This is a genomic window from Streptomyces sp. NPDC043996 (assembly GCF_056435225.1).
The window spans coordinates 71,027-95,141 of sequence record NZ_JBWKEY010000002.1; the positions used below are offsets into that span (position 1 = coordinate 71,027).

At 72.8% G+C, this 24,115-nt stretch carries 19 protein-coding genes; 8 read left to right on the forward strand and 11 right to left on the reverse strand.

Going from position 1 to position 24,115, the window contains the following annotated elements; translation table 11 throughout:
- The first annotated feature begins 120 nt into the window (after positions 1 to 120).
- Both AC07A4_RS05005 and idi read left to right on the forward strand, forming a co-directional pair.
- Positions 121 to 1,392 (forward strand): GNAT family N-acetyltransferase, encoded by a 1,272-nt coding sequence (locus AC07A4_RS05005; RefSeq protein WP_478593120.1) that lies wholly within the window; start codon positions 121 to 123, stop codon positions 1,390 to 1,392.
- 124 nt (positions 1,393 to 1,516) lie between these two features.
- Positions 1,517 to 2,110 (forward strand): isopentenyl-diphosphate Delta-isomerase, encoded by a 594-nt coding sequence (gene idi, locus AC07A4_RS05010; RefSeq protein WP_478593122.1) that lies wholly within the window; start codon positions 1,517 to 1,519, stop codon positions 2,108 to 2,110.
- Between the two features lie 10 nt (positions 2,111 to 2,120).
- On the opposite strand, the gene AC07A4_RS05015 is transcribed toward idi, so the two are convergent.
- Together AC07A4_RS05015 and AC07A4_RS05020 are read right to left on the reverse strand one after the other, a co-directional pair.
- Complete coding sequence (locus tag AC07A4_RS05015) at positions 2,121 to 2,597, reverse strand: ATP-binding protein (protein ID WP_478594341.1); 477 nt, start codon at positions 2,595 to 2,597, stop codon at positions 2,121 to 2,123.
- Between the two features lie 129 nt (positions 2,598 to 2,726).
- The gene (locus AC07A4_RS05020; protein ID WP_478593124.1) at positions 2,727 to 3,443 is read right to left on the reverse strand and encodes an HdeD family acid-resistance protein; all 717 of its coding nucleotides are present in this window, start codon (positions 3,441 to 3,443) and stop codon (positions 2,727 to 2,729) included.
- 73 nt (positions 3,444 to 3,516) lie between these two features.
- Between AC07A4_RS05020 and AC07A4_RS05025 the strand changes: the two genes are divergently transcribed.
- Complete coding sequence (locus AC07A4_RS05025; protein WP_478593127.1) at positions 3,517 to 4,275, forward strand: enoyl-CoA hydratase/isomerase family protein; 759 nt, start codon at positions 3,517 to 3,519, stop codon at positions 4,273 to 4,275.
- Here the strand turns inward: AC07A4_RS05025 and AC07A4_RS05030 are convergent.
- Positions 4,265 to 4,897: a DJ-1/PfpI family protein gene (locus tag AC07A4_RS05030; protein ID WP_478593129.1), complete on the reverse strand. Its 633-nt coding sequence runs from the start codon at positions 4,895 to 4,897 to the stop codon at positions 4,265 to 4,267. The genes AC07A4_RS05025 and AC07A4_RS05030 overlap by 11 nt on opposite strands.
- Complete coding sequence (locus tag AC07A4_RS05035; RefSeq protein WP_478593132.1) at positions 4,888 to 5,892, reverse strand: GlxA family transcriptional regulator; 1,005 nt, start codon at positions 5,890 to 5,892, stop codon at positions 4,888 to 4,890. Before AC07A4_RS05035 ends, AC07A4_RS05030 begins: the two co-directional genes overlap by 10 nt.
- Before the next feature lie 192 nt (positions 5,893 to 6,084).
- Between AC07A4_RS05035 and AC07A4_RS05040 the strand changes: the two genes are divergently transcribed.
- The 3 genes from AC07A4_RS05040 to AC07A4_RS05050 all read left to right on the forward strand — a co-directional run bounded on the left by AC07A4_RS05040 (position 6,085) and on the right by AC07A4_RS05050 (position 9,702).
- Positions 6,085 to 6,978: an SCO6745 family protein gene (locus tag AC07A4_RS05040; RefSeq protein ID WP_478593135.1), complete on the forward strand. Its 894-nt coding sequence runs from the start codon at positions 6,085 to 6,087 to the stop codon at positions 6,976 to 6,978.
- 132 nt (positions 6,979 to 7,110) lie between these two features.
- A complete protein-coding gene (locus AC07A4_RS05045; protein WP_478593137.1) occupies positions 7,111 to 7,254 on the forward strand; it encodes an LPFR motif small protein in 144 nt (47 codons plus the stop codon).
- Between the two features lie 66 nt (positions 7,255 to 7,320).
- A complete protein-coding gene (locus tag AC07A4_RS05050) occupies positions 7,321 to 9,702 on the forward strand; it encodes a Tex family protein (protein ID WP_478593139.1) in 2,382 nt (793 codons plus the stop codon).
- Between the two features lie 97 nt (positions 9,703 to 9,799).
- Here AC07A4_RS05050 and AC07A4_RS05055 read toward each other — a convergent pair whose 3' ends face one another.
- Together AC07A4_RS05055 and AC07A4_RS05060 are read right to left on the reverse strand one after the other, a co-directional pair.
- On the reverse strand, positions 9,800 to 11,443 hold the full coding sequence (locus AC07A4_RS05055; protein ID WP_478593141.1) for an ABC-F family ATP-binding cassette domain-containing protein: 1,644 nt from the start codon (positions 11,441 to 11,443) through the stop codon (positions 9,800 to 9,802).
- Between the two features lie 51 nt (positions 11,444 to 11,494).
- Positions 11,495 to 12,508 (reverse strand): oxidoreductase, encoded by a 1,014-nt coding sequence (locus AC07A4_RS05060; protein WP_478593144.1) that lies wholly within the window; start codon positions 12,506 to 12,508, stop codon positions 11,495 to 11,497.
- A 66-nt stretch (positions 12,509 to 12,574) separates the two neighbouring features.
- On the opposite strand from AC07A4_RS05060, the gene AC07A4_RS05065 reads away from it, so the two are divergent.
- Positions 12,575 to 13,546: an FAD-dependent oxidoreductase gene (locus AC07A4_RS05065; RefSeq protein ID WP_478593146.1), complete on the forward strand. Its 972-nt coding sequence runs from the start codon at positions 12,575 to 12,577 to the stop codon at positions 13,544 to 13,546.
- 52 nt (positions 13,547 to 13,598) lie between these two features.
- Here AC07A4_RS05065 and AC07A4_RS05070 read toward each other — a convergent pair whose 3' ends face one another.
- The 3 genes from AC07A4_RS05070 to AC07A4_RS05080 form a co-directional block, all read right to left on the reverse strand.
- On the reverse strand, positions 13,599 to 15,296 hold the full coding sequence (locus AC07A4_RS05070) for a BCCT family transporter (protein WP_478594344.1): 1,698 nt from the start codon (positions 15,294 to 15,296) through the stop codon (positions 13,599 to 13,601).
- Positions 15,297 to 15,440: 144 nt separating this feature from the next.
- Complete coding sequence (locus AC07A4_RS05075; RefSeq protein ID WP_478593149.1) at positions 15,441 to 16,724, reverse strand: M14 family metallopeptidase; 1,284 nt, start codon at positions 16,722 to 16,724, stop codon at positions 15,441 to 15,443.
- A complete protein-coding gene (locus tag AC07A4_RS05080) occupies positions 16,721 to 18,706 on the reverse strand; it encodes a Xaa-Pro dipeptidyl-peptidase (RefSeq protein WP_478593150.1) in 1,986 nt (661 codons plus the stop codon). Before AC07A4_RS05080 ends, AC07A4_RS05075 begins: the two co-directional genes overlap by 4 nt.
- A 267-nt stretch (positions 18,707 to 18,973) precedes the next feature.
- On the opposite strand from AC07A4_RS05080, the gene AC07A4_RS05085 reads away from it, so the two are divergent.
- A complete protein-coding gene (locus AC07A4_RS05085; protein WP_478593151.1) occupies positions 18,974 to 20,473 on the forward strand; it encodes a M1 family metallopeptidase in 1,500 nt (499 codons plus the stop codon).
- Between the two features lie 79 nt (positions 20,474 to 20,552).
- On the opposite strand, the gene AC07A4_RS05090 is transcribed toward AC07A4_RS05085, so the two are convergent.
- A complete protein-coding gene (locus AC07A4_RS05090; RefSeq protein WP_478593153.1) occupies positions 20,553 to 22,019 on the reverse strand; it encodes an amino acid permease in 1,467 nt (488 codons plus the stop codon).
- 184 nt (positions 22,020 to 22,203) lie between these two features.
- On the reverse strand, positions 22,204 to 24,009 hold the full coding sequence (locus tag AC07A4_RS05095) for an AMP-dependent synthetase/ligase (protein WP_478593155.1): 1,806 nt from the start codon (positions 24,007 to 24,009) through the stop codon (positions 22,204 to 22,206).
- Positions 24,010 to 24,115 lie beyond the last annotated feature (106 nt).

Genomic DNA, 24,115 nt, shown 5'->3' on the forward strand with positions numbered 1-24,115 from the left:
CCCCACTTCCCGGGCCCACGGCTGACCTCTCCGTACGCTCACTCGTGCGTGTTCCTCCGCACGTCCTTCTCGTAGCGTTCGCGCGCGGCGGCCGGGCCCTCTCACTCAAGGGTTCTCCCGTTGACTCAGAACGATCAGCACCACGCCTTCTTCGCCCTGCACCACGGACTTCCCCGGCAGGGCCCCGGCTCCGACGCCACCACCCGGCACCTGCTCGCCCTCGCCGGTGAGCTGCCCGCCCGTCCGCGCGTGCTCGACCTGGGCTGCGGCCCCGGCCGCTCGGCGCTGCTGCTCGCCGCCGAGGCGGGCGCCGAGGTGACGGCCGTCGATCTGCACGAGCCGTTCCTCGACGAGCTGCGCGCGGCCGCGACCGCGCGCGGGCTCACCGACTCGGTCCGGGCGCTCAAGGCCGACATGGGCGAGCTCGACTTCCCCGACGGGTCCTTCGACCTCGTCTGGGCCGAGAGCTCCGTCTACTCCATCGGCTTCGACACCGCGCTGCGCTCCTGGCGGCGGCTCCTCGCGCCGGGCGGGACGCTCGTCCTCACCGAGTGCGAGTGGACGACCGACGCGCCGTCCGAGGAGGCCCGCGCCTTCTGGGACCGGCACTACCGGCTGCGGACCACGGCCGGCAACACCCGGGCGGCCCTGGCCGCCGGGTACTCCGTGCTCGGCGTCACCCACCAGCCGGAGTCCGACTGGGAGGCGTACTACGCCCCCCTGCGGGCCCGTGCCGACGCGGCCGACCCCGGGGCGCCCGGCATGGCCGAGGCGCTCGCCGCCACCCGCGAGGAACTGGCCATGCGCCGCGACCACGCGGCCGAGTACGGCTACACGGGGTACGTCCTGCGCCCCGCGGGCGACGGCTGGCGCACCCGCCCCGAGGCGGCGGACGGCGCCGACCGCGCCGCCGTGCACGCGGTGAACGCCGCGGCCTTCCCCACCGAGGCGGAGGCCGACCTGGTGGACGCCTTGCGCGCGGACCCGGACGCCTGGCTCGACGGCCTGTCGTACGTCGCCGAGACGGCGGACGGCGAGGTCGTGGCGCACGCCCTGATCACCCGCTGCCACGTGGACGGCACCCCCGCCCTGTGCCTGGCGCCCGTGGCCGCTCTCCCGGCGTACCAGCGCTCGGGAGCGGGCACGGCCGTCGTGCGCGCCGTCCTGCGCGCCGCGCGCGCCCGGGGCGAGCATCTGGTCCTCGTGCTCGGGCACCCCGAGTACTACCCGCGGTTCGGGTTCACTCCGGCCTCGCGGTACGGAATCCGGCCAAGTTTCGAGGTGCCGGACGAGGCGATGATGGCGCTCGTCCTTGACCCGCCGGGCGGATCGGCACGTTCCGCGGGCGCCCCGCGGGGCACGATCACGTATCCGGCGGCCTTCGGCGTCTGATTCCCGCTCCCCCGCGTGTCCCGGCCGCGATCACCGCGGACGGGACATGCGGGGCCGCCGGAGTGCCGGGGGCCCCGGTCTCGTACGGCAGACTTGAGGCCCGAGACCGGAGCGAAGGATGGGTATGCCGATCACACCTGCCACCGCGGCGCACAGCTCGTCGAACGGCACTGGAGAGACAATCTTGCTCGAGCTCGTGGACGAGGACGGCAGGACCATCGGCACGGCGGAGAAGCTCGCCGCCCACCAGGCGCCCGGTCAGCTGCACCGGGCGTTCTCCGTGTTCCTCTTCGACGAGCAGGGCAGGCTGCTTATCCAGCAGCGGGCGCTCGGCAAGTACCACTCCCCCGGCGTCTGGTCCAACACCTGCTGCGGCCATCCCTACCCCGGCGAGGCGCCGTTCGCGGCGGCCGCCCGGCGCACCTTCGAGGAGCTCGGCGTCTCGCCGTCGCTGCTCGCCGAGGCGGGCACCGTGCGCTACAACCACCCGGACCCGGAGTCGGGCCTGGTGGAGCAGGAGTTCAACCACCTGTTCGTCGGGATGGTGCAGGCCGAGCTGCGCCCGGACCCCGACGAGGTGGGCGCCACGGCGTTCGTGACGGCCGAGGAGCTGGCCGGGCGGCACGCGAAGGATCCGTTCTCCGCGTGGTTCATGACGGTCCTGGACGCGGCGCGGCCCGCGGTCAAGGAGCTGACGGGGCCCGGCGCGGGCTGGTAGCCGAAAGCCGCTAGAACGCGCCGGGCTTCAGGGGCAGGGCCGCCCAGATGACCTTGCCCCCGCTCGCCGTGTGCTCGACGTCGCAGGCGCCGCCCGCCTCACGGGTGATCTCCCGGACGAGCAGCAGTCCGCGCCCGCCGGTCTGGCCGTGGTCGGCGACCAGGGCGGTCGGACGGTAGGGGTGGTTGTCCTCGACGGACACCCGCACCCACTCGGCGCCGACCGCGACCTCCACGGCGAGCGTCGGCGAGAGCAGCGCCGCGTGCCGCACCGCGTTGGTGACCAACTCGGAGACGATCAGGAGCAGCCCCTGCACCAGTTCGTCCGGCGCCGGTACGCCCTGGCGCGCGAGCAGGTCGCGCACCGCGTGCCGCGCCTGCGGCACCGAGGCGTCGACGGCGGGTGCGGTGAACCGCCACACCCCTTCGTACGGCACCTGTCCGCTGCCCCGAGGGAGTGGGCCCGGCCCCCTCCCGTCGTTCCCCATCGCCCGGTCCCCGCCCTCGCGCTCGATTGTCACCACACGTCGAGTGTTGGGATCCCACTGGTCCGGACCGCACTACTGACCAGAAGTCAGCGAGTATCGACGGGATTTGATCGTCACCGTCTGGCCACGTCAGTTCCGCGACTGCTCCTGCCCCTCTTGTTCCCTCTTCACCGGTTCTTCAGGTTGTAGGGCTTCCTGGGCCCCGGGAGCCGCGGGAGAGCGGTCCGTCACCAGGCTGATGATGCGCCGGGCGCCGATGCCCGTGGCCAGCAGTCCCAGGCCGTCGAAGAGGAGCGCGAGCGAGAAGAAGGTGCCGATGACGTACTGGCTGCTGCTCGGCCAGCCGGCCAGCACCAGGACGCCGAGCAGCACGCCGAAGGCGCCCTGGAGCAGCGTCACCGCCATCTGCGGCCCGCGCACCACCAGGCTGCCCACGAGCCGGAACACGCCGCCGGTGAGGAAGAGCAGCGCCGCGAACATCGTCAGCGCCTCCGCCGCCACGTCCGGCCTGCGGATCACGACGAAGCCCGCCGCGAGGTTCAGCGCGGCGACCACGACGCCGAGCCAGAAGAAGTTGGTGCCGCGCGACTGCACCGCGTGCAGCAGCGCGACGACGCCGCCCACCAGGAGCAGCCAGCCGAACAGGAGCATCGAGGTGAGCGTGGCGACGCCCGCGTAGACCAGGCCGACCAGGCCGCCGAGCGCGAGGATCGCGCCGAGCAGCGCCAGCCAGCCGAAGCTCCGCTTGAGGGCCTGGGGATCCGCCGCGGGATCCGCTCCCTGGTCACCGCCGGGTCCGTCCGCCCGCGCGTGCGCCGCGTCCCGGGCCTTGTCACGTCCGAACATGAGCGCCTCCGTACGTCCGCGAAGCCGCCCCTTCTTGATCGTACGTTCGCGGCGTGCGGATAGCATCCGGCGCATGGAGCCCCAGCTGAGGCACGCCGTCGCCGACGGCGTCGCCACCGTCGTCATCGACCACCCGGCCCGGCGCAACGCCATGACGGCGGACATGTGGCGGAGCCTGCCGCCGCTGCTCGACGCGCTCGCCGCCGACCCGGCGGTGCGCGCGCTCGTCCTGACCGGCGCGGGCGACACGTTCTGCGCGGGCGCCGACATCACCTCGCTGCGCGTCGATCCCGGCCTTGCCCCGCAGCTCGCGGTGCTTGCCGAGGAGGCGCTCGCCGCCTTCCCCAAGCCGACGCTCGCGAGCGTGCGCGGGTACTGCGTGGGCGGCGGCTGTCAGCTGGCGGCGGCCTGCGATCTGCGGCTGGCGGACGAGGGCGCGTCGTTCGCCGTCACCCCGGCGAAGCTGGGCATCGTGTACCCGGCGTCGTCCACCCGTCGTCTCGTGTCGCTCGTGGGGCCGTCGACGGCGAAGTACCTGCTGTTCTCCGGCGCGTCGATCGACACGGCGCGGGCGCTGCGGACGGGCCTGGTGGACGAGGTGCTCCCGGCCGGTGACCTCGACGGGCGCGTCAAGGAGTTCACCCAGCTCCTCGCCGAGCGCTCGCTCCTGACGCAGGCGGCGGCGAAGGAGTTCGCCGCGGGCCGCACCGACCGGGACGCGCACTGGGCCGAGCAGGCGCGCGGCAGCGGCGACACCGCCGAGGGCGTCGCCGCCTTCCTGGAGCGCAGGCAGCCGCGTTTCGACTGGACCACGCCGGGCGCTAGGCGCTGAACCGGCTGCGGTCGCGGAACATCTCGACGAGGTGCGCGGGCGCCTTGCGGGGCGAGCCCGCGTCGTAGGGCGGCTGCGGGTCGTACTCGGTCATCAGCTGGACGGCCTGGGCGCGCTCGTCGCCCGCGATCCTGCCGACGAGCGCGAGGCCCATGTCGATGCCGGACGAGACGCCCGCGGCCGTGACGTACTTGCCGTCGAAGACCACGCGCTCCTCCGACGGGTGCACGCCGAGCTTCGCCAGCTCCTCCAGGGCGAGCCAGTGCGAGGTGGCGCTGCGGCCCGTGAGGAGTCCGGCGGCGGCCAGGGCCAGGGAGCCGGTGCACACGGACGTCGTCCAGGTGGTGGTGGCGTCGGCGGCGCGGATCCAGCCGAGCAGCGCCTCGTTCTCCATCTGGTCGCTCTGGCCGGGGCCGCCGGGGACGACCAGGACGTCCGGCCGCGGCACCTCGTCGAAGGTCTTGTCGGCGACGAGCGCGAGCCGTCCGCTGTCGTCGCGCACGGGCCCGGTGCGCTCGGCCACGAAGACGACGTCCGCGTCCGGGATGCCGCCGAGCGTCTGGTAGGGACCGATGGCGTCGAGGGCGGTGAAGCGCTCGTACAGGGCGATGGCTATCCGCATGCGGGTTCCTTCGTGGTGGGTGGGTACGGGTGGGCTTCGGGCGGGGGCGCGTGGAAGCGGCGGCGGTATTCGGCGGGAGCCGTGCCGAGGGCCTTCAAAAAGGCACGGCGCATGGCCTCCGGGGTGCCGTAGCCGCAGGCGCGGGAGACCTCCTCGACGCCGCGCGAGCTGTCTTCGAGGAGGCGGCGGGCGTGCTCGACGCGGACGCGGTCGACGTACTTGCCGGGCGTCGTGCCGGTCTCCGACTGGAAGGCCCGGGCGAAGTGGCGCGGCGAGAGCCGGGCGCGGGCGGCGAGCCGTTCGACACTGAGGTCGTCGTCCGGGTGCTCGGTGATCCACTGCTGGACCTCGCGCAGCGGCTCCCGGCGCGCGGTCTGCGCGGCCAGCTGGGCGCTGAACTGCGCCTGGTTGCCGGGGCGGCGCAGGAACACGACCAGGTAGCGGGCGAGAGTGAGCGCCATCTCGCGGCCCAGGTCCTCCTCGACGAGCGCGAGCGCCAGGTCGATGCCCGCGGTGACGCCCGCGGACGTCGCCACGTGGCCGTCGCGCACGTAGATGGGGTCAGGATCGACCTCGACGGCCGGGTGGTCGCGGGCGAGCTTGTCGCAGTACGCCCAGTGGGTCGTCGCGCGGCGGCCGTCGAGCAGGCCGGCCCGCGCGAGCAGGATCGCGCCGGTGCACACCGAGACCAGGCGCTGGGCGCGCGGGCCGTGGGCGCGCACCCAGTCGACGAGGGCCGCGTTCTGGGGGCGGGTGCCCTGGCCGCCGGGGACGAGCAGGGTGTGCGGCGCGGGGGCGTGGGCGAGGGCGCTGTCCGGGACCAGGGTCAGGCCGCTGCCGGTGCGCACCGGGGCGCCGTCCAGGGACGCGGTGCGCACCTGGTAGGCGGGGCGGCCGTGCGCGTCGGTGGCCCCCGCGAACACCTCCGCGGGTCCGGTGACATCAAGGCTCTGCACGCCGTCGAAGAGGACGACGAGGACGGTTCGCTGCGCCATGCCGTCGATTCTTGGGGCACGGCGCTGTGGCCGCAATGACGGGTGGCCCACCTTTTCTGCCATGGGGCGACTCCTGGGGAGACCTGTTCCGTTGTGGCCGTCCGTCGCGGCCGTCCGTCGCGGCCGTCCGCGCGCGGCGCCTGCCTCCGGCCCGCCCTTCACGCCATACCAACCAGTCGGTAGCGTACGGCCATGACCTCTCCCCCGACCTCACCCGCCCCCGGCGCGGAGCTGCACCCGCGCGCGGGCCGACGCTGTCAGAGCGTGCTCAACACCGTGCACGCCACGCACTACTTCTCCCCCGACCTCGGGCGGGAGCTCGGCGCCCTCGGCATCACCCACCCCAGAGCCGTCAACTTCGCCGCCCGGGCGGCCGCGATGGGCCCCGTCGGCGCCGGGACCGTCACCGCGGCCTTCTTCAACTACAAGGCGGAGACCGTCGCCGAGCACGTGCCCGCGGTGTGGCGCGCCGCGGCGCCCGAGGACATCCTCGCGGCGCGCCTGCGGGCCGTCGACACCACGCTGCGGCGGCTGCTCGGCGACGAGACCGTCGAGTCCCCGGAGATGGCCGAGGCGGCGCGGCTCGCGCTGCGGGCCGCCGAGGCCTGCACGCGCGCCGCCCGGCCGCTGTACTCCGCCCACGCCGACCTGCCCGTCCCCGACGCGCCGCACCTGGCGTACTGGCACGCCGCGACGCTGCTGCGCGAGCACCGCGGCGACGGCCACCTCGCCGCCCTCCTGGACGCCGAACTCGACGCCGTGGAGGCCCTGGTGAGCCACACCGCCACCGGCAAGGGCATGACGCCCCAGCGCAACGCCGCCACGCGCGGCTGGACTCGGGATGACTGGGCCGCGGCGGTGGAGCGGCTGCGGGGGCGCGGACTGCTCGACGCCGAGGGCGAGTTGACGGAGGCGGGCGTCGCGCTGCGCGCCGAGGTCGAGGAGCGGACCGACCGCCTCGACCGGGCGCCCTACGACCGTCTCGGGGCGGCCGGGGTCGAGCGGCTCACCGCGCTCGGCACGGCGTTCGCCACGACGGCGGTACAGGCGGGGGCGTTCCCGGCGGACCTGCTCGGCAAGGGCTGACGCCAGCGCGCTCCCCCGCACGGCGCCCCCACGCCCCGGCGCATGACCCGCCGCGTACGAGGTACCCGTTCGTCCCCGGCCCCGCCACCCGCCCGCGAGCGGGGCGGGCCGGGCGACGAAGGGAGAGTCCACGTGTTCCGTGCGATCGCGGATATTCTGCGGCAGATCGGTTCGGCCCTCGCCACGGTCGTGACCCTGCCGTTCCGGGTACTGGCCCGCCTCTTCGGCGGAGCCTCCCGCTCCGGGAGGCGGTCGGGGCGGGCCCGCAGGGTCTGACCGCCGACTGTCACCGCCACCTGCCACAATTGCCGGGCACCCTGAATGAGAAGGCGGTACCGGAACGTGGCACCTGTGCAGACGTCCACTCCAGCGTCCATCGAAGGCAGGATCGCCGAGGAACTCGGCGTACGGGAGCGGCAGGTCAAGGCCGCCGTCGACCTGCTCGACGGCGGGTCGACGGTGCCCTTCATCGCGCGCTACCGCAAGGAAGCGACCGAATCCCTCGACGACGCGCAGCTGCGCACCCTCGAGGAGCGGCTGCGCTATCTGCGCGAACTGGAGGAGCGGCGGAGCGCCATCCTCGAATCGGTGCGCGAACAGGGCAAGCTCACCGCCGATCTGGAGGCGCGCATCCGCGAGGCCGACACCAAGGCCCGCCTCGAGGACATCTATCTGCCGTTCAAGCCCAAGCGGCGTACCAAGGCCCAGATCGCCCGCGAGGCGGGGCTCGAACCGCTGGCCGAGGGCCTGCTCGGCGACCCGTCGGTGGAGCCGCTGGCGGCCGCCGCCGCGTTCGTCGACGCCGACAAGGGCGTCGCCGACCCGCAGGCCGCGCTCGACGGCGCCCGCGCGATCCTCACCGAGCGCTTCTCCGAGGACGCCGACCTGATCGGCGAGCTGCGCGAGCGCATGTGGGTGCGCGGGCGCGTCGCCGCGAAGGTCCGCGAGGGCAAGGAGGAGGCGGGCGCGAAGTTCGCCGACTACTTCGACTTCGCCGAGCCGTTCACCGAGCTCCCCTCGCACCGGATCCTCGCCCTGCTGCGCGGCGAGAAGGAAGACGTCCTGGACCTGGTCCTGGAGCCCGAGGAGGCCACGGAAGGGCCGAGTTCGTTCGAGTCCACGGTGGCCAGCCGCTTCGGCGTCGCCGACCGCGGCCGCCCCGGTGACAAGTGGCTGGTGGACACGGTCCGCTGGGCCTGGCGCACCCGCATCCTGGTGCACCTGGGCATCGACCTCAGGCTGCGGCTGCGCACGGCCGCCGAGGACGAGGCCGTGCGCGTCTTCGCCTCCAACCTCCGCGACCTGCTCCTCGCCGCCCCCGCGGGCACGCGCGCGACGCTCGGCCTCGACCCCGGATTCCGTACGGGCGTGAAGGTCGCCGTCGTGGACGCGACCGGCAAGGTCGTCGCGACCGACACGATCCACCCGCACGTCCCCGCGAACAAGTGGGACCAGTCCCTGGCGGCGCTCGCCAGGATCGCCAAGGAGCACGCGGTCGACCTGGTCGCGATCGGCAACGGCACGGCGTCCCGCGAGACGGACAAGCTCGCGGCCGAACTCATCGCCAGGCACCCGGAGCTGAACCTCACCAAGGTGATGGTCTCCGAGGCGGGCGCCTCGGTGTACTCGGCCTCCGCCTTCGCCTCCCAGGAGCTCCCGGACCTGGACGTGTCGCTGCGCGGCGCCGTCTCCATCGCCCGGCGCCTGCAGGACCCGCTGGCCGAGCTCGTCAAGATCGACCCGAAGTCCATCGGCGTCGGGCAGTACCAGCACGACCTGTCCGAGGTGAAGCTGTCCCGCTCCCTCGACGCGGTGGTCGAGGACTGTGTGAACGGCGTCGGCGTGGACGTGAACACGGCGTCCGCCCCGCTGCTCGCCCGCGTCTCCGGCATCGGCTCCGGCCTCGCCGAGAACATCGTGGCGCACCGCGACGCCAACGGCCCGTTCACCTCCCGCAAGGCCCTCAAGGACGTCGCGCGCCTCGGCCCGAAGGCGTACGAGCAGTGCGCGGGCTTCCTGCGCATCCGCGGCGGTGACGACCCCCTTGACGCCTCCAGCGTGCACCCCGAGGCCTATCCGGTGGTGCGGCGGATGGTGAAGGAGGCGGGCGTCGACGTCCCGTCCCTGATCGGCAACTCGGCGGCGCTGCGCTCCCTGGAGCCCGCCGCCTTCGTCGACGACGTCTTCGGCCTGCCGACGGTGACCGACATCCTCAAGGAGCTGGAGAAGCCCGGCCGCGACCCGCGCCCGGCCTTCAAGACGGCCACGTTCAAGGAGGGCGTCGAGAAGATCGGCGACCTGGCTCCCGGCATGGTCCTTGAGGGCGTCGTCACGAACGTCGCCGCGTTCGGCGCGTTCGTCGACGTCGGCGTGCACCAGGACGGCCTGGTGCACGTGTCCGCGATGTCCAAGACCTTCGTCAAGGACCCGCGGGACGTGGTGAAGCCGGGCGACATCGTGAAGGTGAAGGTCCTCGACGTCGACGTGGCGCGCAAGCGGGTGTCGCTGACGCTGCGTCTGGACGACGAACCGGCCGTGGGCTCCGACCCGGGTCAGGGCCGCAAGGAGCGCGGCGGGCGGCCGCCGGGGCCCCGTGGGGGCCAGCAGAACCGGGGCAACCGCGCCAAGGGCGGTGGCGGGCAGCGGCAGGGGCCGCCTCCCGCCAACGACGCGATGGCGGAGGCTCTGCGCCGGGCTGGGTTGGTCGATCCCAAGCGGCGCTGAGCAGGCGCCCCGAAGGGGCGCGGGGAACTGCGCGACCAGCCACAGACGGCCCGCAGACTCGACACCGCGCTCCTACGCAGCGCTCCCGCAGGGGAGGTCAAGGTGACCGTTCGGTCACCTTGCCCTCCGCCACCTCCCAGCGGCGCGCGACGCGTACGGCGTCGAGCATGCGGCGGTCGTGGGTGACGAGCAGCAGCGTGCCCGCGTAGGAGTCGAGGGCGGACTCCAGCTGTTCGATGGCGGGCAGGTCGAGGTGGTTCGTCGGCTCGTCGAGGACCAGCAGGTTCACGCCCCGGCCCTGGAGCAGGGCGAGCGCGGCGCGGGTGCGCTCGCCCGGGGAGAGCGTCGCCGCCGGGCGCAGCACGTGCTCGGCCTTGAGGCCGAACTTGGCGAGCAGGGTGCGGACGTCGGCGGGGTCGGTGTCGGGGACAGCCGCGCGGAAGGCGTCGAGCAGCGACTCCTCGCCGTGGAACAGGGCGCGCGCCTGGTCGACCTCGCCGACGACGACGCCCGAGCCGAGCGCCGCGTACCCCTCGTCCACCGGGACGCGCCCGAGGAGGGCGGCCAGGAGCGTGCTCTTGCCCGCGCCGTTGGCACCGGTGATCGCGACGCGGTCGGCCCAGTCGAGCTGCAGGCTCACCGGGCCGAGCGTGAAGCCGCCGCGCCGAAGCACGGCGTCGCGCAGGGTGGCCACGACGGCGCCGGAGCGCGGGGCGGCGGCGATCTCCATGCGCAGCTGCCACTCCTTGCGCGGCTCCTCCACGACCTCCAGGCGCTCCAGCATCCGCTGCGTCTGGCGGGCCTTCGCGGCCTGCTTCTCGCTGGCCTCGCTGCGGAACTTGCGGCCGATCTTGTCGCTGTCGGTGGCCTTGCGGCGGGCGTTCTTCACACCCTTGTCCATCCAGGACCGCTGCGTCTGGGCGCGGTCCTGGAGCGCGGACTTCTTGTCGGCGTACTCCTCGTACTCGTCGCGGGCGTGGCGGCGGGCCACGTCGCGCTCCTCCAGATACGCCTCGTAGCCGCCGCCGTAGAGGTTGACGCGCTGCTGGGCCAGGTCGAGTTCGAGGACCTTGGTGACGGTGCGGGACAGGAACTCACGGTCGTGGCTGACGACGACGGTGCCGGCGCGCAGGCCGCGCACAAACGCCTCCAGGCGCTCCAGGCCCGCGAGGTCCAGGTCGTTGGTGGGCTCGTCGAGCAGGAACACGTCGTAGCGGGACAGGAGCAGCGAGGCCAGGCCCGCGCGGGCGGCCTGGCCGCCGGACAGCGACGTCATCGGCTGGTCCAGGTCCACGCCGAGGCCGAGCGACTCCGCGACCTCCTCGGCCCGCTCGTCCAGGTCGGCGCCGCCGAGGCCGAGCCAGCGCTCCAGGCTCGTCGCGTACGCGTCGTCGGCGCCCGGCGCGCCCTCGACGAGCCGTTCGGTCGCCTCGTCCATGGCCTCCTGCGCGGCGGCGACGCCGGTGCGGCGGGCCAGGAAGGCGCGGACCGTCTCGCCGGGGCGGCGGTCCGGCTCCTGCGGCAGGTGCCCCACCGCCGCGGTCGGCGGCGAGAGGCCGATCTGTCCTGACTCCGGCACGTCCAGGCCCGCGAGGAGCCGGAGCAGGGTGGACTTTCCGGCGCCGTTCGCGCCGACGAGGCCGATGACGTCGCCGGGGGCCACGACGAGGTCGAGCTCCGCGAAGAGCGAGCGGTCACCATGGCCGGCGGCGAGGTCTTTGGCGACGAGGGTTGCGTTCATCGCCTGTGAGCGTAGCCGGGGCGGCCCTGGGCCACCGGCCGCGGGGCCGGATCAGGCCGGGGCCGCCGCGACCAGGACCGCGTCCGGAGTGCGGGCGACCACGTAGGGCGCGCCGCCGGGGAGGGGGACGCGGTGTTCGCCGGGTTCAAGGACCTCGTCGAAGACCTCGTGTATGCGGGTGCGCCGCAGGCGGTCCACGCGGTACGCGGTCAGGCGCACCCGGCACGGCGAGGTGACCTCCGTGACGGCCGCGCCGTCCGTGACCGCGAGGCGTGCGAGGCGGCGGCGCGCCGACGGGCCCCGGTCCAGGGCGTATTCGATCTGGGCGACGAGCAGCGGCACGATCGGCGCGAGCCCGTCGACGTAGGCGACGTCGACCCCGGCCCGCTCGAACGAGCCCCGGACCGCCTCGCGCACCCGCTCCGGCACGGACCGGCCGAACGCCACGGCGCCGTAGGTGCGCAGCTCCTCCGCCGGTACGCCGACCGCGTCCGCGGCGATCTCCGCGCCGATGCCGATGGTGCGCAGCGCCGCCGCGAGCTTGGCGAGCAGCGCGACGCGGGCGCCGATCAGGAGCACCCGGCGCCGCACGGCTCCCGGGTCGTCGCCGGTGAGCAGGCGGCCGAGCTGTTCGCGGTACTCGCCGCCGCGGAAGCGGAACGGGCCTATGCCGTGGTAGCCGTTCAGCTCCAGATCGGCGTGGTCGGCCGTCTGCCAGGCGAAGTCCCGCCACACGTAGTCGTCGTCGGCGCGCTCGATGACCGCCGTGACGGCGCCGCACTCCAGGACCTCGCACTCGGGGCAGCCGTAGATCACGTACCGCCCGTCCAGGAGCGGCGGGTCGGCTTCGAGCAGGAGTCTGCGCACGTGGGTGGTGAAGATGGCAGGGGGGATGTCGGACGCGAGCGGGGAGACGGCGTCGAGGTCGGCGAGCTGGAACAGCAGCGGACGCCCGTTCACGATGAAGTCGACGAAGTCGCGGTGCACTTGGTAGTCACCGCCTGCGAGGACTCCACCGGCGCGCATCGCCGGGGCCAGGCCGAAGGTCGCGTACTCGGCAGACATGGTGTGAGTATCCCCACGTGCGGCGGGATGTGCGCACGGCTTGAAGTGTTCCGCTACGTTTCGGGGATGACGGATGGCGGCGAAGTGGACGTGATCGTGGTCGGGGGCGGCGTCGCGGGGCTCACCACGGCCGTGGTGCTCGCGGAGGGCGGCCGCCGGGTCGCGGTGTGGACGCGCGAGCCCGCGGAGCGGACGACCTCGGCCGTTGCGGGCGGGCTCTGGTGGCCGTACCGCATCGAGCCGGAGGCGCAGGTCGGCGCCTGGTCCCTGGAGTCCCTCGACGTGTACGCGCAGGCGGCGGCGGAAGGTCCGCACACGGGCGTACGCATGGTCGAGGGCGTACACGCGGACACCCGCCTGGACACCCTCGGCCCGTGGGCGGCGCGGGTGCCGGGGCTGCGCGCGGCGCGCGCCGAGGAGTGCGCGGGCGACGGGGTGTGGGGGCGGCTGCCGCTGATCGACATGGTGGCGCACCTGGCGTGGCTGCGGGAGCGGCTGCTCGCGGCGGGCGGGACCGTGGAGGTCAGGGAGGTCACGAGCCTCGCCGAGCCGCTGGCGCGGGCGCCGCGCGTGGTCAACTGCTCGGGGCTCGGCGCCCGGGGCCTCGCCCCCGACGACAGCGTGCGGCCGGTGCGGGGGCAGCTCGTGGTCGTGGAGAACCCGGGGATCCGTACCTGGTACACGGCCGCTGACAGCGCCTCGACGGAGACGACGTACTTCCTGCCGCAGCCCGGCGGGCTCGTGCTCGGCGGGACGGCGGAGGACCGCGTCTGGTCGCTTGAGCCCGATCCGGCGGTGGCCGAGGCGATCGTCGCGCGGTGCGCGCGGGTGCGCCCGGAGATCGCGCGGGCGCGGGTGATCGGGCACCGGGTGGGGCTGCGCCCCGTGCGCCCCGCCGTCCGCCTGGAGCGGGAACACGTGAGCGGCGGGCAGGGCGGGGACGGCGGGCGCGCGGTGGTGCACAACTACGGGCACGGCGGCGCCGGGATCACCGTGGCCTGGGGCTGTGCGCGGGAGGCGGCGCGGCTCCTGGGCTAGGCCCGCGCGGGGCGTTCGCACGAGGAGCCCGCCGCCTCCTGAAGGCGCGGCGTCAGCGGGCGGGGTCCGGCTGCGGCGGGAGGCCGCCGCCGGAGTCCGCCTCGCTGGCGCCCTCGGCGTCGCCGCCTTCGCTCGGTTTGATCTGGAGCTCGAAGTCGCCGTCGTACTGCTCGTGACCGGCGATCACGGCCCGTTCGACGGCGTCCGTGCCGTGTTCGCCGCGCACGATCAGCGGGTCGTGGCGCAGGTCCTTCATCAGGGCCACGCACATGCCGATCATCACGAGGGTGAAGGGCGCGGCGACCAGGATCGTCAGGTTCTGCAGGCCGGTGAGGGCGTTGGCCTTGCCCTCGCCGATCAGGAGCATGATCGCGGCGACGGCTCCGGTGACGACGCCCCAGAACACCACGACGAGCCTGCCCGGCTCCAGGGAGCCCTTCTGCGAGAGGGTGCCCATGACGATGGAGGCGGCGTCCGCGCCGGACACGAAGAAGATGCCGACGAGGATCATCACGAGCAGGCTGGTGGCGGTCGCGATCGGATACTCGTGCAGCAGGCCGAACAGCTGTGCCTCGGCGGTGGTGTCGCCCTCCAGGCCGCCGCGCTCCTTGACCGTCATCGCGCTGCCGCCGAAGACGGCGAACCAGATCAGGCTGACGGTGCTGGGCACGAGGATCACGCCGCCCACGAACTGCCGGATCGTGCGGCCCCGGCTGATGCGGGCGATGAACATGCCGACGAACGGCGTCCAGGAGATCCACCAGGCCCAGTAGAAGACCGTCCAGCTGCCCAGCCAGTCCGAGACGTCCTTGCCGCTGGAGGCCTCGGTGCGGCCGATGAGCTGCGGCAGCTCGCCCAGGTAGGCGCCGATGGAGGTGGGCAGGAAATCAAGGACGATCACGGTCGGGCCGACGATGAAGACGAAGACGACCAGGGTCAGGGCGAGCACCATGTTGATGTTCGACAGCCACTGGATGCCCTTCTCGACGCCGGAGACGGCGGACGCCACGAAGGCGACCGTCAGGACGGCGATGATGGCGACGAGCAGGCCGGTGCTCGCCTTGTCCATCCAGTCCAGCTCTGTGAAGCCGGTGCCGATCTGCAGCGCACCGAGGCCGAGGGAGGCCGCGGAGCCGAAGAGGGTGGCGAAGATGGCGATGATGTCGATGACCCGGCCCCAGGCCCCGTGGGCGTGCTTCTCGCCGATGAGCGGCACGAACACGGAGCTGATGGTCTGTCGCCTGCGCCGCCGGAAGGTGCTGTAGGCGATGGCGAGGCCCACCACCGCGTAGATCGCCCACGGGTGCAGCGTCCAGTGGAAGAGCGTCGTCGCCATGGCGGTCTCCATGGCGGCGGCCTGGTCCTCGGGGTGGGTGCCCGGCGGCGGCGTGGTGAAGTGCGCCAGCGGCTCGCTGACCCCGTAGAACATCAGGCCGATGCCCATGCCCGCGCTGAACATCATCGCGACCCAGGACACGGTGCGGAACTCGGGCTCCTCGCCCTCGCGGCCGAGCGTGATCTTCCCGTACCGGCTGACGGCGAGCCACAGGGCGAAGACCACGAAGCCGGACGCCGCCAGCATGAAGGCCCAACCACCGTTGTGGATGAGGCCCTTGAGCATCTTCGACGAGACGTCTTCGAGGGTGTCGGTGGCGAGGGCGCCCCACACCACGAAGGCGAGGGTGAGCACGGCCGTGACGCCGAACACCACCCGGTCGGTCTGGGGAGTGCGGGCACCGGAGTGGCCCACCGGGTGCGGTGGGCCTCCTCCGGCGTCCGCCTTCTGGGATTCCTGCGTCACAAGCGCGCCTTTCGCGGAGTCGTCACAACATGACGGTTCGTCTGTTGTTCTTCTCCGCTACCCCCTACCACAGGTGATGTGTCCACAGAGGGTTCAACAGGCGGTGTCGGGCCGCCCCGTTGCGAGGTGGTACGGCGCGCGGGCGTCGAGCAGGAGCGGCACCAGGGCGCGGGCCGACTGGCGCAGCGGCACCAGGACGCCCCGCCCGTCGTGGCGCACGCTCACGCCGTGCAGGGCCAGCTCGTCCTTGACGTCCGCGTACTGCTCGGGGTCGAGCCGGTAGCCGCAGGCGGGGTCCTCGATGATCTCGGCGGGTTCGGCGGGGTCGTTGTCGGCGCCGCCGAGGTAGACCGGGCCCCGGTCGCGCAGGCCCGCGACGCGGGAGTCCTTCGTGGCCGCCCGCAGCTGCCCGCGGCGCTCGTCGGCGTAGGAGAACAGGCCGTCGAGGGCGGAGAGTTGGGAGGCGACGCGGCGCCGGTTGTTGAGCGCCGGGTCGTTCTTCTCGGCGGCGGTGCGGGGGTCGACGCGGCTCTCGATGAGCAGGCCCGCGGCGTGCTTGATGCCGGACAGGTTGCGCAGGATGCGCTCCTGGCCGTCGCCCGCGACCTGTTTGACCGGCTCGCCGGTGACGGGGTCGGTCCAGATGCCGTAGGTGCCGGTGGAGTATCCATCGGCCTCGGCGGCGGGTCTGACGTAGTCCCCCGACAGCGTCTTGGCCTCCTGGTGCACGGCGTCGGCCGTGTTCAGGTTGCGCGGCCACAGGTCGAACAGGTCCTTGTCGTAGTACTTCGGCGTGGCGCCGTATTCGTGCAGGTCGTAGATGGCGTCGGGCTCGCGGTCGCGGATGACGGCGGCCAGGGCGCGGGCCTCTGCGGTCTTCAGGGCGAGGTGGTCGCGGTTGATGTCGACGCCGTCGGAGTTGCCGCGGGTGGCGGCGGCGCGGCCGTCGGGGTTGGCGGTGGGCACGACGAGCAGGGCGGTGCGGGACAGGAACCGGCGGGTCTCCTTGTCCTTGGCGTAGGCCAGGTCGCGGACCGTGCTCAGGCAGGCCTCGCGGCCCGCGGGCTCGTCGCCGTGCTGGCTGCACACGAGCAGCACGGTGCTGGTGGTGTGGGCGCCGCCGACGCGGACGAGCTGGAGCGGGCGGTCCTGCTTGGTGGTGCCGACGCGGGAGAGCGAGACCTGGTCGCTGGCCTTGTCGAGGTGGGCGAGGAGGCGCTGTTCGTCCGGCTGGCTGGTCCAGCGGGTGCCGCCGCTGGCCTCGAAGCCGGTGCGCGGGGTGGTGCCCGCCGCCTGGGCGGTGGGCACCACCACGAGCGGGGCCGCGAGCGCGGCGCAGGCTCCGGCGAGCGCCAGGGCGCGGATGCGGGGTGTCATGAAGTACGGCCTCCCGGTACGGGCTTGAGCGGACGCGAGGGGGCCACGCCGTCGAGGCGGGACTCGCGCGGAACGGTAGCGCCCGGTGCGGTCGCGAAGGACGTGGCGCCGCCGGTGAGCGGGACCCGAGCGACTGTGCGGGTGAGGTCGACGGTGAGGGTCGGCGTGTCCGCGGGCGCGGTGATGAGGTTGCGGTCGGTGCCCCCGATGATCAGCGCGAGCCGGTGGCCCTTGGGCACGACGTGGTCGCTCGCGGCGAGGTCGAGGGTGATCGTGACGGGCTCGCCCGGGGTGAGCGGGCGGCCGTGGTGGTCGTCCGCGTGGTTGCCGAGGTCGGCCCAGCCGCGGCTGAAGATGGTGTAGTCGACGGCGGCGGTCTTGGCCTCGGTGTTCTTGTAGCAGGCGCTGTCGCCGTCGGTGCTCGCGCCCCAGCAGCTGCGCTCGGGCAGGGTGGTGATGCCTTCGCCGCGGTCGGTGTAGTCGCGGATGGTGTCGGGGCCGATGTCGGCGAGGACGGCGCTCAGATGGGCCGTGCGGGCCGAGGGCGTCACGGTGACGGTGACCTTCGAGGAGCCGGACACGCGCAGGTCGCGGGCGAGCGGCTGGGTGGTGAAGCCCGCCTTGGCGGGGGTGGGGGTGTCGATGGTGGCGGCCCAGTCGGTCTCGCCGAGGCGCCGGTCGTCGGTGAGGGTCTCGGTGCCCTTGCCGCGCCGGAGGCCGAGGGTGCCGACGCCGGGGACGGCGCCCTTGGCCGGGCGGAGCGCGACGGCGTGGGTGGCGCGCGGCGGCCAGACGCGGTCGGTGGTCCAGCGGTCGGGGGCGCGCTCGATGTCGGCCATGGGCTCGCGGTCGATGCCGTTGCGGTAGCCGAGGAGCTCGTGGTCGAACCAGCGGTGCAGGGTGCGCACCCAGTCGGCGCGGCGGAAGTCGAAGGGGTCGACGTGCCCGGCCTGGCTGAGCCACACCTTGCGCGTCACGCCCGCCTCGCCGAGGGCGTCCCACCACTGCCCGAAGTGCTTCATGCGCACGTTCAGGTCCTGGAGCCCGTGCACGGCGAAGACGCTGGCCCGCACCTGGCTGGCGTCGGGCACGTGGTCGCGCTCGGTCCACAGCGGGGTCCAGTCGCCGCTGCGGGGCGCGCCCTCGATCAGGCGCTGCTGCACGTGGCCGCAGCGGGCGCGGGCCTCGGGGCTCTCGACGCCGCGCTTCAGGCCGTCGGGGCCGCTGTTGAACAGGGGGGCGCCCTTGGCGAAGTAGTAGTCGTACCAGGAGGAGATGGCGCCGATCGGGACGATGGTCTCCAGGCCTTCGACGCCGGTCGCGGCGACGCCGTTGGCGATGGTGCCGTCGTAGCTCTTGCCGATCATGCCGGTGCGGCCGTTGGTCCAGCCCGCGCGGGCGCGGGCGTCGCCGGTGGGTGAGGTGTACGCGCGGGCGCGGCCGCCCAGCCAGTCGACGACGGCCTTGGCGGAGGTGACGTCGGAGCGGCCGCCGACGTCGACGCAGCCGGCGGAGCGGCTCGTTCCGGCGAGGTCGACGGCGACGAAGGCGTAGCCGCGCGGCACGAAGTAGTTGTCGTAATAGAGCGGGAACCGCACCGGGTTGCCCTGCTCGTCGTACGTTTTCTTCTGGCTCTCGTTGCCGCGGCCGCAGCACGCGTAGTACGGGCTGGCGTCCATGATGACGGGTATCTTCCGCCCCCGCTCGGCGGGTTCGCGGGGCCGGACTATGTCGACGGCGACGCGGTCGGTGGTGCCGTCCGCGTCGCCGTCGATCCGGGTGTCCACCCACACGGACTCCCGTATCGCGTCCGCGTAGGAGTAGACCGGTCTGCTCTCGTCGCCCTTCGCGTGCCCGGCCGTGGCGGGGCGCGGCGCGGTGTGCGCGGCGCCCGGGGACAGGAGGGTGGCCAGCAGGGCGGCGAGGGCCGCCACCAGAAGCGTTCTCCACATCGGCAAGCGCGTGCGCGCGCGTATCGGCATGGCGCGGAAGGTACACGGGTCAACAGCCGTCGGAAAGAGGGCCCCTGAGGTGGGTGAAAGGTGCGTGGGACGGAGTGACACATGTCGACTGAATGGCGATCGTGTGACATATGCGGCCATGGACATGACCGGGAGTGAGAGGGCTCAATAGGGTCGACCGCATCGTGAGTTGTTCGGCGCCGCGGCATCCCGGCTTCGGGGCGCCGCCACGTCCAAAGCACCCGCACCGCCTATATCACCCGCACCGCCTATCACTTGGAGACATAAGTGCACCGCAGACTCATCGCCCCTGGCGCGCTCGCGGCCTCGCTTCTGCTGGCGATCCCGGCGACGGCGGCCGACTTCACGCCCGGGTCCTCCGGCGTGGGCGACTCCTATTACCCCGACGCCGGCAACGGCGGCTATGACGTCTCGCACTACGACCTGCGCCTGAAGTACCAGCCGAAGACGGACCTCATCGAGGGCACGGCGACGATCAACGCCACCACGACGCAGGACCTGTCGCGCTTCAACCTCGACTTCGGCCTGAAGGTCAGCGAGGTGCGCGTCAACGGCAAGAAGGCGGCGTTCGCGCGCTCGGGCGAGCAGGAGCTGGAGATCACGCCGAAGGCGGGTCTGCCCAAGGGCAGCGCCGTCACGATCGTCGTGCGGTACGCGGGCAAGCCCTCCGAGGTGAAGATCCACGGCTTCACGGCGTGGCAGCGCACGCCCGACGGCGGCGTCGCGGCCCAGGAGCCGGAGTCGGCCGCCTGGTGGTTCCCCGCCAACGACCACCCGCGCGACAAGGCCACCTTCGACGTGTCGGTGTCGGTGCCGGACGGCACGCAGGCCATCTCCAACGGCGTGCTCCAGCGGCAGAGCTCGCGCCTGGGCTGGACCCGCTTCGACTGGCGCTCCAACAAGCCGCAGGCGCCGTACCTGGCGACGCTCGCGGTCGGCAAGTTCGACATCACGACGGACAAGACCGAGAGCGGCCTGCCCGTCCTGAACGCCTACAGCAAGGACCTCGGCGACAACGCGGGCGCCGCACGCGCCAGCATCGAGCGCACCGCCGAGGTCGCCGAGTGGCTGGAGGAGGTCTTCGGCAAGTACCCCTTCAACGCGCTCGGCGGCTATGTCCCGAACGTCCCCGCCAGCTACGCCCTGGAGACCCAGACCCGGCCCTTCTACGGCCCGCGGGCGTTCGCGAACGGCTCCAACGTCTCGATCGTGGTGCACGAGATCGCCCACCAGTGGTACGGCGACAGCGTCTCGGTGGACAACTGGAAGGACATCTGGGTCAACGAGGGCTTCGCCCGCTACAGCCAGTGGCTGTGGTCGGAGAAGGAGGGCGAGGGCACGGCACAGGAGCTCGCCGACTACACCTACGCCTCGCGTCCCGCGTCGGACCCGTTCTGGCAGGTCAAGCCGGGCGACCCGGGCCCTGACAACCAGTTCCACGGCGCCGTCTACGACCGGGGCGCGCTCGCCCTGCAGGCGCTGCGCAACAAGGTCGGCGACAAGACCTTCTTCAAGATCCTGAAGGGCTGGCCGACGGAGCGTCAGTACGGCAACGCCAGCGTGCGGGACTTCGTGTCGTACGCCGAGAAGATCAGCGGCAAGCCGCTGGGCGCGCTCTTCGACACCTGGCTGTACACGCCGGGCAAGCCGGCCGCCCCGGCGGCGAAGAAGGCGGGCCTGGCGCGCTCCGCGGCCAAGGACGCGGTGGCCAAGCCGAAGTCCTGGAAGAAGATCGCGGCGACGAACGCCCTGCACGACCACCACTGAGCCGCTGCCCGCGCGGCGGCTCAGCGCACGACAGCGGGCGGCGCCCGAAGGCGCCGCCCGCTGTCGTCGAAGGGGGGTGTTACTTGCTGAGCTCGGCTGCCTCGCGGTCGGTCTCGCGGCCCGCCTTGCGCTTGATCGCGTACCAGCCCACGACCAGCGCCGCGGCGATGATCGGGATCAGGAACAGGGTCTTGCGGCCGATCTCCGCGTCCTTCCACATCAGGCCGAGCACGGCGAGGAGGAACGCGATGGTGATGTACTCGGTGACGCCGCTGCCGGGAAGGCGGAACGAAGGACGGGTGATCAGGCCTTCCTTGGCCCGCCTCACGAACGCCAGGTGGCAGACCATGATGCTGATCCAGGTGCCGATGATCCCGAGCGAGGCGACGTTCAGGACGATCTCGAACGCCTTCTCCGGGACCACGCTGTTCAGGCCGACGCCGAGGACACCGATGCTCGCGGTGAGCAGGATGCCGCCGTAGGGGACCTGGTTGCGGTTCATCTTGGCGGTGAACTTGGGGGCGGAGCCCGCCATCGCCATCGAGCGCAGGATGCGGCCGGTGGAGTACAGGCCGGAGTTCAGCGAGGACATCGCCGCGGTGAGGACGACGAAGTTCATCACGTCGCCCGCGCCCGAGACGCCGATCTTGGAGAGCACGGTCACGAAGGGGCTCTCGTCGGCCGAGTACACCGAGCCGGGCAGGAGCAGCGCGAGCAGGACGACCGAGCCGACGTAGAACAGGCCCACGCGCCACATGATCGAGTTCACGGCGCGCGGCACGACCTTGTGCGGGTCCTTGGTCTCGCCCGCGGCGACGCCGACCAGTTCGAGGGACGCGTACGCGAAGACGACGCCCTGGAGCACGATCACGACCGGCATCAGGCCGTTCGGCAGGAAGCCGCCGTGGTCGGTGATCATGTTCAGGCCCGGCGTCTCGCCGCCCACCTCGTGCTGGGTGGAGACCAGGAAGATGCCGACGAACATGAACGCCACGAGCGCGGCGACCTTGATGATCGCGAACCAGAACTCCATCTCGCCGAAGTACTTCACCGAGATCAGGTTCACCGCGAGCACGACCGCGAGGGCGATCAGCGCGAGCACCCACTGCGGGATGTCGGTGAAGAAGCTCCAGTAGTGCGTGTAGAGCGCGATCGCCGTGATGTCGGCGATGCAGGTGGTCGACCAGTTGAGGAAGTACATCCAGCCGGCGACGTAGGCGCCCTTCTCGCCGAGGAACTCACGCGCGTAACTGACGAAGGAGCCGGACGACGGGCGGTACAGGACCATCTCGCCTAGGGCGCGTACGACGAAGAACGCGATGATGCCGCACACGAGGTACGCGACGGCGAGCGCGGGGCCCGCCGAGTGGAGACGGCCACCCGCTCCGAGGAAGAGGCCGGTGCCGATCGCGCCACCGATGGCGATCATGTTGACGTGGCGGGCCTTGAGGTCCTTGCTGTAACCGGCGTCGCCCGCGTCCGCGGGGGCCTGGGACTCAGCGGCGCGCGCTGCGTCCACGGCCGTGTCTACGGCGTCGTTGCTCACGTGGAAGGTCCACTCTGTGGTGCCCGGAAAGAGCTTCCGGGGTCCGGATGTGCTCCGGCCCGTGGCACCCCTGACGCACTACGGACCGACCCGACACCTTCCCTTACGCAATGCCTATAACGCGGTGGCGTACGTCACATAGCGTTACTTCTCACATGGTGAGAGGCGTCTGTACGCCCCTGGGTCACGCGGTGTACAGGCTCTCGATGAGATCCCGGTACTTCTCCGTGACGACCCGGCGGCGCAGCTTCAGCGTCGGCGTGAGCTCGCCGGTCGCGGGCCCCCACTCCTCGGTGAGCACGTGGTGGCGCTTGATCTGCTCGGTGTGGTTGAGGCGCGCGTTGGCCGCCTGGACCGCCCGCTCTATCTCCTGCCTGACCTCGGGACTCGTGGCCGCGTCGCCCTCGATGCCGCGCGCGGCCAGCCAGCCGGGGGTGGTCTCCGGGTCCAGGACGAGCAGCGCCACCAGATAGGAGCGGCCGTCGCCGTGGGCGAGGGCCTGGCCGATGAGCGGGTGCTCCTTGAGGGCGTTCTCGACGAGCGCGGGCGCGACGTTCTTGCCGTTGGAGGTGACGATGAGTTCCTTCTTGCGGTCGGTGACCCACAGGAAGCCGTCCTCGTCGAGCCTGCCGACGTCTCCGGTCGCGAACCATCCTTCGGCGTCGCGGACGTCGTCGACGCCGCCGTCGGCCCGCAGATAGCCCTCGCAGACGTAGGGGCCGCGGACCAGGATCTCGCCGTCGTCGGCGACGCGTACCTCCATGCCCGCGAGCGGCTTGCCCACCGAGCCGACGCGGAACGCCGCGGGGCCGTTGGCCGTGACCACGCCGCTGGTCTCCGTCAGACCCCAGGCGTCCATGATCACCAGGCCGAAGCCCGCCCAGTACCGGGCCACGTCCACCGGCATCGGCGCGGCCGCGCTCGACGTCCACAGCAGCCGGTCGAAGCCCGCGAGGGCGAGCAGCGGGTCGAGGACCTTCTCCTTGGCCTCGCGGTAGGCGGCGTCGAGGGCGGCGGGCACGGGTTCGCCGCGCTCGCGGCAGGCCACGTGCGCCCGCGCGGTGTCGTTCGCCGCCTCGATGACGCGCCGCCGCTCCTCGGGCAGCCGGGCGAGGGCGGCCCGCACCGACGCGGCGAGCTTCTCCCACACGCGCGGGACGCCGAAGAACTGCTGGGGGCGCAGCTCGCGCGCGGTCGCGGCGACCTGGGTGGGGTCCGCGCACAGCGAGACGTGCGACGCCCGCAGGAGCGGCAGGTAGATGCCGAGCATCCGCTCGGCGATGTGCGCGAACGGCAGGTAGCAGAGGTGGCCGACGTGCCCGGGGAAGTCGACGACCGCGTCCAGGGCGATGCCGTTGGGCAGGACGTTGCGGTGGGTGAGGCGTACGCCCTTGGGGTCGCCGGTGGTGCCCGAGGTGTAGACGACGGTCAGCGGGTCCGAGGGGCGCACCTCGCGCCAGGTCTTCTCCACGGCGTCGACCAGGTGCGGCCGGTCGCCGCTGGCGCGCAGGTCCGCGTACGCGAGGTGCTCCCCCGCCGCCTGTGCCTCGGCGACGACGAGCCGCTCCAGGGGGACCGTGCCGTCCGCGAGGAGCGGTTCCCAGCGGTCGAGCTCGGCCGCCCCCTCGACGACGGCGACGCGGGCGCGGCTGTGCCGGGCGATGTGGGCGACCTGCCCGGGGGCGGAGGTGCCGTAGACGGTGACGGGGACGGCGCCCGCGTGGACCAGGGCGAGGTCGCTCAGCCAGTGCTCGGGGCGGTTGCCCATCATCATCAGGACGTGCTCGCCGCGGCGGACGCCGAGCGCGGCGTACCCGGCGGCGAGGGCCATGACCTCGCGCCGCACCTCGCTCCAGGTGAGCGTCGCCCAGCCGTCGCCCTCGCGCCAGGAGAGGGCGGGCAGCTCGGGGTGGTCCTCGGCGTTGCGGAGCAGCAGGGCGGGGAAGGTGATGTCGGTGGGTTCCCCGGGAAGTCGCAGGATCGAGGTCATGAAACCGCCTCCTGGCACCGTCGGTCGCTCATCGGCTACGTGGCGTGACGACTTCGGAGACTTTCACAGCGGCGGTGGTACAGCAATACTGTTGCACCGCATTGAC

Bases quoted from the DNA above. Each gene is read 5' to 3' on its own strand.
- AC07A4_RS05095 (WP_478593155.1), bottom strand. From the start codon at position 24,009: ATGACCTCGATCCTGCGACTTCCCGGGGAACCCACCGACATCACCTTC.
- AC07A4_RS05030 (WP_478593129.1), bottom strand. From the start codon at position 4,897: ATGCGGATAGCCATCGCCCTGTACGAGCGCTTCACCGCCCTCGACGCC.
- AC07A4_RS05080 (WP_478593150.1), bottom strand. From the start codon at position 18,706: ATGCCGATACGCGCGCGCACGCGCTTGCCGATGTGGAGAACGCTTCTG.
- idi (WP_478593122.1), top strand. From the start codon at position 1,517: ATGCCGATCACACCTGCCACCGCGGCGCACAGCTCGTCGAACGGCACT.
- AC07A4_RS05040 (WP_478593135.1), top strand. From the start codon at position 6,085: ATGACCTCTCCCCCGACCTCACCCGCCCCCGGCGCGGAGCTGCACCCG.
- AC07A4_RS05055 (WP_478593141.1), bottom strand. From the start codon at position 11,443: ATGAACGCAACCCTCGTCGCCAAAGACCTCGCCGCCGGCCATGGTGAC.
- AC07A4_RS05065 (WP_478593146.1), top strand. From the start codon at position 12,575: ATGACGGATGGCGGCGAAGTGGACGTGATCGTGGTCGGGGGCGGCGTC.
- AC07A4_RS05015 (WP_478594341.1), bottom strand. From the start codon at position 2,597: ATGGGGAACGACGGGAGGGGGCCGGGCCCACTCCCTCGGGGCAGCGGA.
- AC07A4_RS05035 (WP_478593132.1), bottom strand. From the start codon at position 5,892: ATGGCGCAGCGAACCGTCCTCGTCGTCCTCTTCGACGGCGTGCAGAGC.
- AC07A4_RS05075 (WP_478593149.1), bottom strand. From the start codon at position 16,724: ATGACACCCCGCATCCGCGCCCTGGCGCTCGCCGGAGCCTGCGCCGCG.
- AC07A4_RS05020 (WP_478593124.1), bottom strand. From the start codon at position 3,443: ATGTTCGGACGTGACAAGGCCCGGGACGCGGCGCACGCGCGGGCGGAC.
- AC07A4_RS05025 (WP_478593127.1), top strand. From the start codon at position 3,517: ATGGAGCCCCAGCTGAGGCACGCCGTCGCCGACGGCGTCGCCACCGTC.
- AC07A4_RS05060 (WP_478593144.1), bottom strand. From the start codon at position 12,508: ATGTCTGCCGAGTACGCGACCTTCGGCCTGGCCCCGGCGATGCGCGCC.